This window comes from Spirochaetota bacterium, assembly GCA_030154445.1.
Classification (GTDB): Bacteria; Spirochaetota; Brevinematia; order Brevinematales; family Brevinemataceae; genus Brevinema_A.
In genome coordinates this window covers 42,439-56,478 of sequence record JAGUQW010000002.1, presented here as the reverse complement: position 1 = coordinate 56,478, position 14,040 = coordinate 42,439, and the positions used below count along the sequence as shown (strand labels likewise).

13 protein-coding genes are annotated in these 14,040 nt (G+C 28.7%); 11 read left to right on the top strand and 2 right to left on the bottom strand.

The genetic code is table 11. The annotated features are described in order from the left end of the window. The first annotated feature begins 206 nt into the window (after positions 1-206). The 6 genes from rpmE (at position 207) to KFW21_00390 (ending at position 4,311) form a co-directional block, all read left to right on the top strand. Positions 207-410 (top strand): 50S ribosomal protein L31, encoded by a 204-nt coding sequence (gene rpmE / locus KFW21_00415; protein ID MDK2817897.1) that lies wholly within the window; start codon positions 207-209, stop codon positions 408-410. A 45-nt stretch (positions 411-455) separates the two neighbouring features. Further along, entirely contained in the window at positions 456-1,583 is a 1,128-nt protein-coding gene (gene xseA, locus KFW21_00410; GenBank protein ID MDK2817896.1) for an exodeoxyribonuclease VII large subunit, read from the top strand. 1 nt (position 1,584) lies between these two features. Beyond that, a complete protein-coding gene (locus tag KFW21_00405; protein ID MDK2817895.1) occupies positions 1,585-2,382 on the top strand; it encodes a methyltransferase domain-containing protein in 798 nt (265 codons plus the stop codon). Between the two features lie 90 nt (positions 2,383-2,472). Then, entirely contained in the window at positions 2,473-3,183 is a 711-nt protein-coding gene (locus KFW21_00400; GenBank protein MDK2817894.1) for a hypothetical protein, read from the top strand. Positions 3,184-3,419: 236 nt separating this feature from the next. Further along, positions 3,420-3,884, top strand: a complete 465-nt coding sequence (locus KFW21_00395) for a hypothetical protein (protein ID MDK2817893.1) — start codon at positions 3,420-3,422, stop codon at positions 3,882-3,884. A gap of 19 nt (positions 3,885-3,903) precedes the next feature. Further along, entirely contained in the window at positions 3,904-4,311 is a 408-nt protein-coding gene (locus KFW21_00390; protein ID MDK2817892.1) for a hypothetical protein, read from the top strand. 22 nt (positions 4,312-4,333) lie between these two features. Here the strand turns inward: KFW21_00390 and KFW21_00385 are convergent, their stop codons facing one another. Next, positions 4,334-5,242, bottom strand: coding sequence for an ROK family protein (locus tag KFW21_00385; GenBank protein ID MDK2817891.1), 909 nt, complete (start codon positions 5,240-5,242; stop codon positions 4,334-4,336). 173 nt (positions 5,243-5,415) lie between these two features. Here KFW21_00385 and KFW21_00380 point away from each other — a divergent pair, with 173 nt between their 5' ends. From KFW21_00380 to KFW21_00360, 5 genes are all read left to right on the top strand, one after another. Then, complete coding sequence (locus KFW21_00380) at positions 5,416-6,234, top strand: HAD-IIB family hydrolase (GenBank protein MDK2817890.1); 819 nt, start codon at positions 5,416-5,418, stop codon at positions 6,232-6,234. A 22-nt stretch (positions 6,235-6,256) separates the two neighbouring features. Further along, positions 6,257-7,525, top strand: a complete 1,269-nt coding sequence (locus tag KFW21_00375) for an L-serine ammonia-lyase, iron-sulfur-dependent, subunit alpha (protein MDK2817889.1) — start codon at positions 6,257-6,259, stop codon at positions 7,523-7,525. A gap of 28 nt (positions 7,526-7,553) precedes the next feature. Then, the gene (locus KFW21_00370) at positions 7,554-8,849 is read left to right on the top strand and encodes an NTP transferase domain-containing protein (protein MDK2817888.1); all 1,296 of its coding nucleotides are present in this window, start codon (positions 7,554-7,556) and stop codon (positions 8,847-8,849) included. A 125-nt stretch (positions 8,850-8,974) separates the two neighbouring features. Further along, positions 8,975-10,966, top strand: coding sequence for a methyl-accepting chemotaxis protein (locus KFW21_00365; protein MDK2817887.1), 1,992 nt, complete (start codon positions 8,975-8,977; stop codon positions 10,964-10,966). After that, on the top strand, positions 10,959-13,049 hold the full coding sequence (locus KFW21_00360; GenBank protein ID MDK2817886.1) for a hypothetical protein: 2,091 nt from the start codon (positions 10,959-10,961) through the stop codon (positions 13,047-13,049). The genes KFW21_00365 and KFW21_00360 overlap by 8 nt, the downstream gene beginning before the upstream one ends. Positions 13,050-13,219: 170 nt before the next feature. On the opposite strand, the gene KFW21_00355 is transcribed toward KFW21_00360, so the two are convergent. After that, positions 13,220-14,023 carry a hypothetical protein gene (locus tag KFW21_00355; protein MDK2817885.1) on the bottom strand — a complete coding sequence of 268 codons (804 nt, stop codon included), beginning with the start codon at positions 14,021-14,023 and terminating at the stop codon, positions 13,220-13,222. Positions 14,024-14,040: the final 17 nt, after the last annotated feature.

Here is a 14,040-nt window from a genome sequence, read left to right as displayed (position 1 = left end):
TTTTAACCTTTTTTACTTTATTAATATATCTTTAAGTTAATATTATAGATCAAATATTATCTTTTGTAAATCAAAATATATAATCTATACAAATATATTGTTTGTATAGAAAAAATGTATTCTATATACTTGATAAAATACTTGACAAAATTAGAGAATATGTTATATAATATTATATAATTAAATAAGTCTTAGGAGCTTACGCTATGAAAAAAGGGATTCACCCCGAACTCAAAGACACTACTGTAACATGCAGTTGTGGCGAAACTTTTCAAATCAAAACTGTTAATGATAAAATGACTGTTGAAGTATGTTCAAAATGCCATCCTTTTTATACAGGAAGTAATCGTAATACAGAACGTGGTGGAATGGTTGAACGTTTCAAAAATCGTTATACAGCTCAAAAGTAATCTTATTTATTAATCATCAAAAATTATATTAGGATTCTTTATTTCATGAAAGGTTTAGAAAAATCGGCACTCTCTGTGAGTGCCGTTGCTTTTTTTATTTCAGGCTTAATCAAAGATCAACTTGGGCCTGTCTTAGTTAAAGGCGAAATATCCAATCTCCAACTAAGGCAACATTCTGCTTACATTCGATTTTCATTAAAAGATGACAAAGCCAAAATAGATTGTCTTACGCATAATTCTAGTAATGCTGCAAAACTACTATCCCATCTTCAAGATGGTGATGAAGTTATTATTTTTGCTCAACCTAGTTATTATACTAAATATGGACAAATTAGCTTTTTCACAGATGAAATGATGAAGCTTGGAGAAGGGGTCTTTCATTCTACTTTAGAAAAACTTCGTCAAAAACTTTACGAAGAAGGGCTGTTTGAAGAATCCAGGAAAAATCCACTTCCTAAATATCCTGAACATATAGGGGTTGTTACTTCTGCCGATGGTGCTGTATTACAAGATATTTTACGCGTCGCACAAGATAGATATCCCTTCGTTCAAATATCTATTTTCCCCTCTATTGTTCAAGGAACTGATGCACCTCAATCACTCTATGATTCTTTATCCCTCGCCTTAAAAAATAATTTGGATGCTATCATTATAGGGCGTGGTGGTGGGAGTAGTGAAGATCTCAATGCCTTCAATAACGAGCAATTAATAAGACTTGTAGCACAAGCTAATACTCCTATTATTGCAGCTGTAGGACATGAGGTAGATACAACGCTCATCGATTATGTTGCCGATTTTTCAGCTCCAACACCTACTGGTGCTGCGATGATACTTCTTCCTGATAAAAATGAATTATTACAAGAATTATCTCAAATTAAACAACAATTTTCTTCAGGATTAAATTATCTAATCAAAGAAAAATACTTAGAAATAAATTATCTTAAAAATCAACTGGTTACTACTTATCAGAAATATATTGATACAGAAAAACAAGCCTTGATTCTTTTATCACTAAAATTACAAGAAAATAATGTTCAAAGAATACTAAATAAAGGATTTGCCGCTATTACAAGCACAGATTCTTCTCTTCAATCAGGTAATACTATTACCATAAAGACAAAAAATAAAATTATCTATGCTACTATTAATAGTATAGAACAAATAGAGGAATAACATGTCTCTCGATAAAAAACCTATACAAGCTGGTGAACTTATTTATTTGGCTCATGAAAAAATATCTTTTATGATTCCTTTCACTCCTAATGGAAATCTTTCAACAAACAAAGGAGAGATTAAATTTGGAGAGAATCAATATTGGGGTGATACGATTAAAAATCACACCGATACAGAAGAATTTACTATACTTCATCCAACAATATCCGATAGATTAATGAAAGTCAAACGAGCCACTACTATTTCTTATCCAAAAGATATCGGTGCTGTCATTATGGAAACAGACATCTTTTCTGGTGCTAATATTTTAGAAATTGGCACTGGATCTGCTGGATTTGCTATTGCTATCTCTAGTATCGTAGGTGCAACTGGTAAAATATATAGCTTTGAGCGTAGACCTGAGCATCAAAAAATTGCTATTAAAAATTTTGAAAAATTAGCTCGTTTTCAAAATGCTGAATTTATTTTGAAAGATGATGTTCATGAAACAGGATTTGGATTAGATCTAAAAATGGATACTATCTATCTTGATGTACCTGAGCCAGGTGGTTTGTTATGGGCAGCCAAAGAGGTGCTTACCCCTGGTGGAAATATTGCTATTATTATTCCTTGTGTAGAACAATTAGCTGATGTTGTCAGAGAATTACCCAAACATGGATTTACTAGAATTCGAGCTAAAGAAATATTTGAGCGTGGTATACGCCCTACTCCTGGTCGTACCCGTCCTTACGATAGAATGGTTGCTCATACCGTGTACTTATTATTTGCAAGTTCTAGCAATCAACAAAGTAGTATCTAACAGCACTGTTGATTGAGCTTCTATCTATTGACTTAATTACATAAAATCTTTATAATTAAAGAAAATACTACTTTACGAGAGGTATCATACATGAAATATTTTTTACTCTTATTACTATTTTCAACTAGTTTTATTGATCTACAAGCTCAAAAAAGACAAAATGCAAGAAGAGCACCTGCAAGCTCTTCAAGACCAGCTAAACCTAAAATACTGATAGCTAAAAAACAAAGAAAAGAACCGTTGTTATTATTAAGCAGTAACTTTAGAACATGGGAAATGTATCTTTCTTATCCAGAAACAGGACAAATTCAATATTCTGCTATTTATTACAATACAAATACCAAGAAATCTTATTTTGCTAATATGGTAGTAGCTAAGAATGTTCAATATACCTTAGATCCTGAAGATAATAGAGAAGCACTTGTTGAACCTTCTATCATCGAAACATCGTTATTATATGTAGGTAATTTAAGACCAAATCAAAGAGTTATGCTTAATACCAATAGACAACAAACTTATATAAAAACTCTCACTGAGATTAAAGATGATGTCTATTTAGATAATGGTGATATAATATGTTCAAATTCTTTACCTGCCTATCCTATATTAAATAATCTTTATGAAATACAGTACACTAACCAAAACAAACAAGTTTTTAATCGTGTTCTTTCTTCCAAAGGTACTCTTCGTTTATTAGGTGTTACATTTGATAATTTAGTAATAGTCCCTATCCCTACATTAACAAAACCAAAACCAAAACCAACTTCAAAGATACCGCGTTCAAGACAAAGACCAAAATAAAAATGTTATTTATTCTTAAAAAAAACTCTCTTTATGAGAGTTTTTTTTTGTGTTTATTTTGACGATTCAATAATATATATATAATATATATATATATATTATATTATAAGGAGTTGAAATATGCTTAAAATTATATTAATAGCATGTTGTGCATTAATACTTGGAGCTTGTGAATCTACTGATTTTTGTCAGTATGATATTTTAGATAACACTAATATTATTGGAATATCTTCATTATGAAATTTCCAATTATTATATTATGTATTTTAATGCTTGGGTTTACTTATTGTCAAGTGGGGTTAACTTCAGATTATACAGGTGGAATCACTCAAACAACATTGATTGGTAGTACATGGCAAGAGATTGAAACTGATTTTGATGGTACTTATAGAAGATGGTTTTTTATGGATGATGCACAAATTGTTAACTCTATTCGTGGTAGTACTTTATACTATGATTGGGAACCTTATGAAATTACTGGTACGGTTGCACCTAATCCTCAAAATCAAGCTGTATTCAGACTAAAAAGTGGATCTCCTGGTGGTGTATTGTACCAATATATGCTAGTTTGGTTTATTAATGTTGATGGTACTTCTGCTGTTTTTCAAGTATATACAACTCCTCAAGATATTACTAGATATCTTGTCAATGTTCAAAATTCTGTAGACGGACCTAATTTTCAAAAAATTATTGTCCCATAAATATCATATAGGAGTTATTATGAATAATCTATTATTTAGCCTATTTTTATTACTAAGTATTAATATTTTTGGACAATCTTTGGAAGAAGACTTTAAAAATCAAATCAAAAATCAAACTATTATTGGTAAATCTATAAAAGGGAGACAAGTAATCTATACATTTACACAAAATGGTAATACCGCTATACTTCGCGATAATACTGGTAGATACAATCATGAATTTATCAAAATGTGCGGAGATATCGCTATCTATAAAGGATATCATATGTTTAATATTTTCTATACTGGGTTTCAAATCAATGGTGATAAAATATATGTCACTAGTAATAATGATATTGGTGGATTGAAACTAAAAAAAGACAAAAATATACCTCAACAAATAGCTGAAGAATTACCCTCTAAGGCACTTTCATTTATATTCAAATAAACCACTTCAAAAAATAAATTTTTTATTTATTAATATATTCATCTAATAGCCGTTTGATGATACCTAATTGAGCTGCATTGTTACCTGTTTTGGCAATTACAATCTCTATCATAAAACCTTTAGGCAAATAAGAAGACACCCTCGGAACAATTAAATCTAGTAACTTTTGTTCTTGAGCCGATACTCCACCACCTAAAATAACTGCCTGAGGATTTAAAATACTTACAGCATCTGCTATACCACCAGCCAAGATGTCAGCCCAATCATCTACAACAAAAGCAATTTGTTGATCACTATGATATTTGTCAAAAATCCATTTTCCATCTATTTGTATGATTTCTTCCTCGGCATAAGATCTAGAGATCCTTATTGTATCTTTTATACGTTTTACCAAAGCTAATGTTGATGCATTCTTTTCCCAAAATACAGTTGATCCTCTATTAGCTCTAATATAACCAATCTCACCCGCTTGAAAACCTGCTCCATAATATAATTTGTCATTGATAACTATTCCTGAGCCTATTCCTGTACCCATAGCAATACAAATAAAAGTATGATAATCTTGACCTGCTCCTAGCCATTTTTCACCCAAGGCTGCACAATTAACATCATTATCAACGACTACAGGAATTTTCAAAATACTTTCTAAAGTTTTTTTTATAACTACTTCGTGCCAACCTTTAGGCATATTCATATTAGCCCACAAAGCTCGTCCTTCATAAGGATGAATAATTCCAGGACAGGCAATACCTATCCCTTGAATGTTATATTTTGTTTTGTATTGTTCTGCTATTTTTATTAATTTTTGTAATAGCTCATCAGCATCTTTTGAAACAGTTGGGAATGTTCCTTCAACAGACATATTTCCATCAATATCAATTAACGAATATTTTACACTAGTTCCACCTAAATCTATTCCTAAAAAATTCATCCTACACTCCTATATCACTCGGGGTAAATCTTATATAAAATAATATCCACTTATTATAGTATATACAAATTTAAATTTAAAACAAGTACTAAATCATAATACATATACGAACTTGACTATTTATGTAAAGTAGTTTATACCATATATATATATTATAAAAAGTAGGAGTTACTATGAAACAGAAATTACTTGCTTGTGATATTGATGGGACTTTAGTACACAATCACAAACAATTTATTAGTAAAGAAGATTTAGATGCTATCAAAAAATTTAGAGAAGCTGGTAATTTATTTACATTATGTACTGGTCGTACTTTAGTATGGACACTACCTTTAATAGAACAATTTGAAGTACAAACAGATGGACTAATTTTGTGTAATGGTTCTATGATTTACAAAACAAATCCTAACTCCTTATTAAATATTGTCGAAATTGAAAATAGTAGTATTTCTAACAAAATAGGATTAGAAATACTAGAATATTTTTATCATTTAAAAAATTATACTATCTATTGGGATGATGGCACAATGACCTATGAAATAGCAGATCGATTATTATCAAAAATATCTACGATTATTCAAGAAAATCACTCTATTCATATAAATATCACAGAGGCCTTAACACAAACTACTAATTTTGTAACTATAGGAGCTACACCTATGTCTTGTATTTTGGAAGAAGCAGAACAAACAAAAAAAACTATTTTAGAAAAATGGGGTGACCATGTAACAGCTTTTAGAAATCAATATTTTATCGATATCGCACCCAAAGATGCTTCGAAAGGTAATGGAATTATAAAATTTCAATCTCATTTACCTCACGATATAGAAATTTACAGTGTAGGCGACTCTTTTAATGATTTACCTATGTTTGAAACAGTTGGAAAATCCAATGCTTTTCTTATGGCAAATGGAGAATCATCTCTAACAAAATATGCTTCTCACACGGTTAAAAGTGTTGCAGAATGTATTGATGTTATTTTATCACTATAATCAAAATCAATGGAGAATAAGCGTGTATTCATTAAAAGAATTATACCGTAATGGATTAGGGCCGTCAAGCTCCCATACTATAGGTCCTTTTCGTGCAGGAAATATTTTTAGAGAAAAAAATCCAGAAGCAGCTAGTTTTCGTATTACATTACAAGGAAGTCTTGCAGCAACAGGAAGAGGTCATTTTACAGATAAAGCATTGGAGCGTGCTTTCGGTACTTATCCTATAGAAATTATTTGGAGAGATGATATTTGGCCTGAACAACATCCTAATGGAATGATCTTAGAAGCTTTGGATCATAATATTCAAATTATTGAAACTTGGAATGTTTTTTCTGTAGGTGGTGGCGCACTAGTAGATGCTGGACAAGATATTAATACAGGTGTTCATTGTTACCCTCACCATTATTTATCTGATATTATAAGTTATTGTATTCAAAATGATTTGACATTACCAGAATATGTAACTAAATTTGATTCAGAAGATATTTGGAATTACCTCGAAGATATGCGTTTAATTATGATGAGATCTATTACTAAAGGATTGGAAACTACTGACAAATATATTCCTATCCCTCTTAAATATAGTTACAAATCTCCAGAAGTATACAAAAAATCAATGCAAGAAGTAAACCCTATTATTAGAGAAAATGGATTGGTTTCGGCTTACGCTCTGGCTGTATCCGAACAAAATGCCTCTATGGGAGAAGTTGTTACAGCCCCAACTTGTGGTGCTTGTGGTGTTCTACCTGCTGTACTTCGTTATTTACAAGAAACTTACAATAAAACAGATCAAGAAATTTGTAATGCTCTTGCCGTGGCTGGTATTTTAGGATTAATAGCAAAACATAATGCTTCTATTTCTGGTGCTGAAGCTGGTTGTCAAGCTGAAGTTGGTGTAGCTTGTTCTATGGCAGCTGGTGCTGCTGCGTATTTATTAGGGTATGATATACATCATATTGAAAATGCAGCGGAAGTAGCCATGGAACATCACCTCGGAATGACATGTGATCCTTTAGGTGGTTATGTTTTAATCCCTTGTATAGAACGAAATGCTGCTGCTGCAGTTCGCTCTTTACAATCTGCCTATTATGTGTATTTTACAGGATCTGATCATCTTATTTCTTACGATGAAGTGATCCACACGATGATGGAAACCGGCAAAGATATGAAAGAAGCCTACAGAGAAACCTCTACGGGTGGGTTAGCTAAATATTATAACAGAAAATTACAAGAACAAAGTGCTTTTACAAATATAAAGTCTTGTACTTGCCGAGAAAAAGGTACATAATTAATATTATATGTTTAAGGAGCATACGATGATTCATATGAATGAAATTTTAGGCATTATTTTAGCAGGTGGTCAAGGAACTCGTTTAGAACCATTAACAAATTTTAGATCCAAACCAGCAGTCCCATTTGGAGGAAGATATAGAATTATTGATTTTCCTATCACTAATTGTATCAATTCTGGTGTCGGTAAAATATTTGTGTTAACTCAATTTCATTCTGCATCATTAAATCAACATATTACCCAAACATACAAATTTGATTTTTTTCATGATTCTTTTGTAGATATTATAGCAAGTGAAGCATCAAAAGATCTTAAAAATACTGGATTTTCACAAGGTACTGCTGATGCCGTAAGAAAAGGCTTACATCATTTAAAAAGTATTAGAAACGCTAATCATGCTCTTATTTTAGCTGGGGATCAGTTGTATAGGATGGATTTTCAAGAATTACGTCACGTTCATTCTGAATACAATGCTGACCTCACCCTAGGGGTTGTAGCTGTTCCCAGATCTGCTGCAAATTCTTTTGGTATTGTAAAAGTTAATAATCAAAATCAGATAATTGATTTTTGGGAAAAACCTGGCGATACTATTTTAGATGATGATTGGTATATTCCAGAAAAATTGCAAAAAAAATATAATCTTACCAAAGATTTTGTCTTTGCTTCAATGAGTATATACTTAATAAAATTACTTCTATTAGATGAAATATTACAAAAAAAACATGAAATGATGGATTTTGGAAAAGAAATCATACCTTATATTATCAAAAATCATCAGGTTAAATTTGTAGTTCATACAGGATATTGGGAAGATATTGGAACATTAGATAATTTTCACAAAGCAAATCTAGATCTTACTTTTGAAACTAATGGATTTGATCTTTATGATCCTCGTTGGCCAAATCTCACACGCCCTAGCTTACTTCCTCCAACATCTCTAAAAAAATGTAATATTACAGAATCAATTATTGGAGAGGGGTCTCGTTTGGAAAAATGTTCTATCAAAAATTGTGTGATTGGTCAAAGAGCTATTATTGGGTCAAATTCTCAAATAGAAAATACAGTGATTATGGGTGCAGATTGGATAGAAACACAAGAAGATAGAAACGAAAATATAAAACAGCAAATTCCTAATATTGGCATTGGTGATAATTGTACTATTAATAATGCTATTATTGATAAAAATTCCCGTATTGGTAATAATGTTACTTTATTAAACACAAAAAAGATAAACAATATTCATAATGATAATTATGTTATTCGAGATAATATTATTGTGATTCCAGCCAAAGCTATCATTCCAGATAATTTTGCCCTTTAAAAGATAAAATTATCTTTAAATTGTTTCTAATAAGTTATTTTTCAAAAAAGTATTGAGTTTTTTTTAATAATAATCGATACTTAAAAGAAAAATAACTTATTTTTTAAAGAGGTTAGATATTCTATATGGATAATACTGAGTACAGTGAAATCAAATCTTTATCTATAATAGAGCGTAGAGCTCTAAAAAATAGTATCTCTATCAAAATGCATCTATTTTTATTCTTTATACTGACTCCTATTACTATTGCACAAGAAATATTTATTGTACCCTATATTATTGATATAGATAATATAAATACTCCTATTTTACAAATTATTCAAACATATTTCAATCAACATTATATCACTCATACTTATTTAATTTTTATAGTCCTATCTCATATAGGACTATTTATCTTTTTATTTCCATATTATAAATATCTCAAAACAGGTCAAAATATTGAAAATATCAAAAAAAAGATTATCAATCCTTTACCATCAATATTGTATTTTTTAATACTCCCAAATATCAGTAACAGTATCAATTTAATTTTAGATTATGCACATATCTCTTCTATACCTATAGATAGTTTAATTCATTTATTTTTATTCAAAATCATATGGCAAGTATTCTCTTTTATACTAATAATTTTATTTTTTTTCAGCATCAACAAATCTTTACGAAATACCTTAGGGCTTTATACATTCCCACAACATCAAAGAGTGCTATTTGCTATTTCTAAAGATTTTATTTTTCTTATCCTTCAACTTCTAGGTTTTATCTTAATTATTCTTGAAATATTTAATCTTTTAGATCATGGAATTAAGAATAAGATCTCAGAAGCTTACATTGACTTTGTACTGTTATGGGGGATTTCTACCTTATCTATCTGTATCCTATATGCTAATGTATTACTTTTTTGTCAACAAAATATTAATAATAATATTAAACAGTTTATTTATAAAGATGTTAAAAAATTAGTAAATAATGGTAATTTAAGTATTAAAAGTACCTATTATGAACAAAATGATTTAGGATCATTTATTTCTGAATACAATCAATTTATTGACCATTTGAAAAATGATATTATGCAAATTAATTCTTCTACTACCGTATTACACAAAGAAAATAACATATTAGGACAAAACACTTCTGAATTAATAGCAGCATTAACACAACAAGAAATAAATGTTACTCAAATGAATATGGCTACTAACTACACAGGATCTACCGTACAATATCTTCTTGCAGAAGTTGGCAAACAATCTAAAGTTTTAGAAAATGAACAAGAAAATTTAAATAATCTGATAGAAGGATCGAACAATATTAGAGAAACATTTACTTTAATTACAGCTGAAAATCAACTCGGTCAACTGTCTAATAATAAAGCGATCTCTGCTGTAGAAGATTCCTTAGAAAAAAGTAAATTAATGAATACTCATATTATTAATATTCATCAAAAAATTAAAACTGCTGGTATAGAAATATCTGCTATTGATGATGTATTAAGTATTATTAAAAATATTTCCGAACAAACTAATTTACTATCTATGAGTGCTGCGATTGAAGCTGCTCATGGAGATTCTTCAAGAAAAGGATTTTTTTTAGTTGCAGAAGAAATTAGAAAATTAGCTCATATGTCCCAAGAATCTGTTAATAAAATTGCTTTAAGACTTTCTAATATTACAGAATATATTAATGATGCTTATTATATTTCTAAAGAAAATATGTATTTATCTAGCTCTAGTATTAAAATAGGAGAGCAATTAAGAACTTCCATAACTCAAGTTTCTACAACATCTACTGATTTATTTGAAATTTCTCAACAAGCTGATCCTATTACAATTAATCAAAATGAATCAATTATTCAATATCAAAATGTTATAAAAGATATGAAAAATTTCCTTCAGCATCTAACAAAAGAACTTCGTGAAGAAAGTGCTAGTACTGTGCTCATGTCCCTTAATTTTAATTCTATGATTAAAAATTTCAAACAAGGTCGATCTTCTTTGTATCATATTGAAACTGGTGTTGAAAAATTAAGTGTTATTGAAAATTATTTAAAATCAATTCTTCAAGAATTTACATTAGAAAACACTCTTGTAAATAAAAAAAATGAGTATAATAATGAATAAAACCAATCAGATTATCTTTACTATTCCACAAATTAATTTACATAAAAAATATATAAAATCTATAATTATAAAATTAACTATTGTTCAATTATTCTTATTTTTACCTTTAAATACTCTAGCTATTTATAGCTGGAATTATTTATCTTCTATTGATTTTTATAAATTTGGATTAGACCGTGTTTCATATTTAGTATCTGTTACATCATCTAATATTCCATTTTTAAATAATAAAATAATTGGTTTTAGTTTTATTGTATTAATTTTTGCTCATATTCTACAATTAATTATTTATTTGATATATATTCAACCTGTATTCAAATTTTTAACTACAGGAACTTATACTAAAAATATTAATCAATATTTATTCAAAGGATTCGCTCTCGTTTTTTGGCCATCTTTGATTATATTATGTGTCAATTTTATTAATGTTAGAGAATCCATGTATTTTTTAAATAATCCCTTTTTATATCTTATAACAGACTTATTGTATCTTTGTGCTATTTGGTTTATTTTTTCTTATCTTTTTTTACAAGTAGGTAAAATATTTATTCTACCTATACAAAAAATTATGCAAACACATCACATGTCTCTTCGAGAGATTGACTCTATAGAAAATGCGTCATCTTATTTTACTTTAATTATTTCTTTTATATTATATTTATCTAGTTATATAAGAATTAGTTACTATATAAAAACTTATATTTATAACAATTCATTAGATTCGTTATACGCTCATCTTCCTGTAATATTTTTCTTCATTATTATTTTATCTATTATTGTTTTAATATTTTTCTTATTTTTAATATATAGACAATCTACTATTATTACTCCTCTAAAAAATCAATTTACAGCTCTTTCACAAGGTAATGCAGATCTTGCATATCGTTTTAATATTAATAATAGAAGTTTTATGGGTATTATAACAAGTTGGATAAACAAATTTTTACAGAAATTTCAAGGTCAAATAATTCGTTTGCAGAATTTTACAATTGATATTAATAGTACTATTCAACATATTCGATCTAATTTAGACAACATTATTAATAATACTATAAAAGATAAACAAGAGATTATTCCTATTCAAAAAGCTGTTTCAAAAATTTCTTCAGGAATGCAAAAATTAGTTGCTTCTGTAAAAGATCGTTATGAAGAAACTAATAATAATTTGCAAATCATTCATTCTATTTCTAAAGGGATTGATAGAATTATTATATTATTTCAAAGTATTAAACAACATAGTTTTAATAGCCTATCTATTTCTAGTATTGTTATGAATCAAATTAAAAAATCCTTACAAAAAAGTATAACTGTATCTAATTCTATGACTCTTATTTCTGATAAAATACAGCTTGCAGGGCAAGAAGCTGAGCATATTGATGAAATTTTAATTATCATACAAGATATTGCTGAACAAACCAATATTCTTTCTATCAATGCTGCAATTGAAGCTGCTCATGCTGGAGATTCAGGTAAAGGATTTGCTATTGTTGCTAATGAAGTGCGCATTCTTGCTACAGAATCTAGCTTAGCTGTCAATCAAATATCTCAAAAGTTAATTAATATCCAAGAAGTTATTCGAGAATCTGTCTCTCAAACACTTACAATCTCTGCTGTAACAGAAGAAAATAACAAACTTGTTTCTAATGCTAATGAAGTAATTCTTGTAATGATAGATAATTTTAAAAAACTCGGCTTTATCACAGAAAATGCAACTAAATTAGCTCATTATCAAGGAGAACTCACTAATAATTTTCAACAAAAAATGCAAGATCTATCTATATTTTTTGAAGAATTTCGTTCTTCCATGATTTATCAAGAAAGTTCTTTTGAAAATTTAAATCAAATTTTTACTAATCTAGATAAAACTATCTCTCAAATCGAGAATAATAGTAATCAGGTTTCAAATTCTTTAAATAATGTCCATGATACCGAAAGATTATTATCCACTATGGTCAATGTTTTTAAGACCAAAGATACACAAACTATACAAAATATAAGTAGCCAATTTTCACAAAGTCTTATTCCATCAAAGCATAAATATAAAAAAATTTATAATAGTTTGCAAAAATATCGTGATGTATAATTTAAGCTTTTTAATAAAATATTAAATTTATTATTAATTATAAAGTTTTTTATTAGAACGACGATACTATTATAGATAATATTATATAAATAATTCCCTGTTTCGGATGGCGAGTATGAATAATATTCAACCAATCTCCCCTCCGGAACCTCTTTCAAATACCGACGAATTTATTTCGTCGGTATCTTTTTTAAATACACTATAATATAGTACATTATAGATGCTCCAAAAATTATTATCCAACTTAAAGAAAAGTTTCTGATCTGTGTATATTCATCAACTCTTATATCTTTTTGCATATATAATCCTAAAAAAGCCCATGCTATCACTAAAATAAAAAACAAATTATTTTGACCAAAAAGCATCCATAAAGCAATTAATCCTACTGTTGTCAATACCACTAATGACGCATACATACTTGTTATACTAAAAGGATCTACTCCATAATAAATCAATAAAGCCCATGTATTAATACAAAAAGCAACAGTGATCCACCCCAAATATATATTAATAAATGCCTTAAATATCATTGTCTGAGAATCAATTAATGAACGAGATATTATAGAGGAAATAATTAATAATATTAATAAACTAATCATCACTAACCAAGAAAGAAGTATTTTTTCATTTACCCATGCGAGAATCCACAAAGGATTTAATACCGTAATAATAGAAGATAATAAAACTAACAAACTAATTTTATTGAACACTTCAAAGTTACTATTGATTGCTAAACGCCATAACAACATTAATACTAAGACTCCTACACTATAAATAATCCCCCAAATACTAAAAGTATATTTAGCAGGAGTAATATTTGTGAAATATTTGTCAGATATTACTGAAATAGAGCTAACAGGACTCTTGGCAGTATCTCCAACATGTAGATAATTCGTAAAAACCGACGCAAAGAATATTATTGAATATATTACTACACTTCCCATTAATACTACTTTATTATTAATTTCTAGCATATGACACCTCTCTATTA

Coding starts and splice junctions, on each gene's coding strand:
- rpmE (MDK2817897.1), top strand. CDS start 207: ATGAAAAAAGGGATTCACCCCGAACTCAAAGACACTACTGTAACATGC.
- xseA (MDK2817896.1), top strand. CDS start 456: ATGAAAGGTTTAGAAAAATCGGCACTCTCTGTGAGTGCCGTTGCTTTT.
- KFW21_00405 (MDK2817895.1), top strand. CDS start 1,585: ATGTCTCTCGATAAAAAACCTATACAAGCTGGTGAACTTATTTATTTG.
- KFW21_00400 (MDK2817894.1), top strand. CDS start 2,473: ATGAAATATTTTTTACTCTTATTACTATTTTCAACTAGTTTTATTGAT.
- KFW21_00395 (MDK2817893.1), top strand. CDS start 3,420: ATGAAATTTCCAATTATTATATTATGTATTTTAATGCTTGGGTTTACT.
- KFW21_00390 (MDK2817892.1), top strand. CDS start 3,904: ATGAATAATCTATTATTTAGCCTATTTTTATTACTAAGTATTAATATT.
- KFW21_00385 (MDK2817891.1), bottom strand. CDS start 5,242: ATGAATTTTTTAGGAATAGATTTAGGTGGAACTAGTGTAAAATATTCG.
- KFW21_00380 (MDK2817890.1), top strand. CDS start 5,416: ATGAAACAGAAATTACTTGCTTGTGATATTGATGGGACTTTAGTACAC.
- KFW21_00370 (MDK2817888.1), top strand. CDS start 7,554: ATGATTCATATGAATGAAATTTTAGGCATTATTTTAGCAGGTGGTCAA.
- KFW21_00365 (MDK2817887.1), top strand. CDS start 8,975: ATGGATAATACTGAGTACAGTGAAATCAAATCTTTATCTATAATAGAG.
- KFW21_00360 (MDK2817886.1), top strand. CDS start 10,959: ATGAATAAAACCAATCAGATTATCTTTACTATTCCACAAATTAATTTA.
- KFW21_00355 (MDK2817885.1), bottom strand. CDS start 14,023: ATGCTAGAAATTAATAATAAAGTAGTATTAATGGGAAGTGTAGTAATA.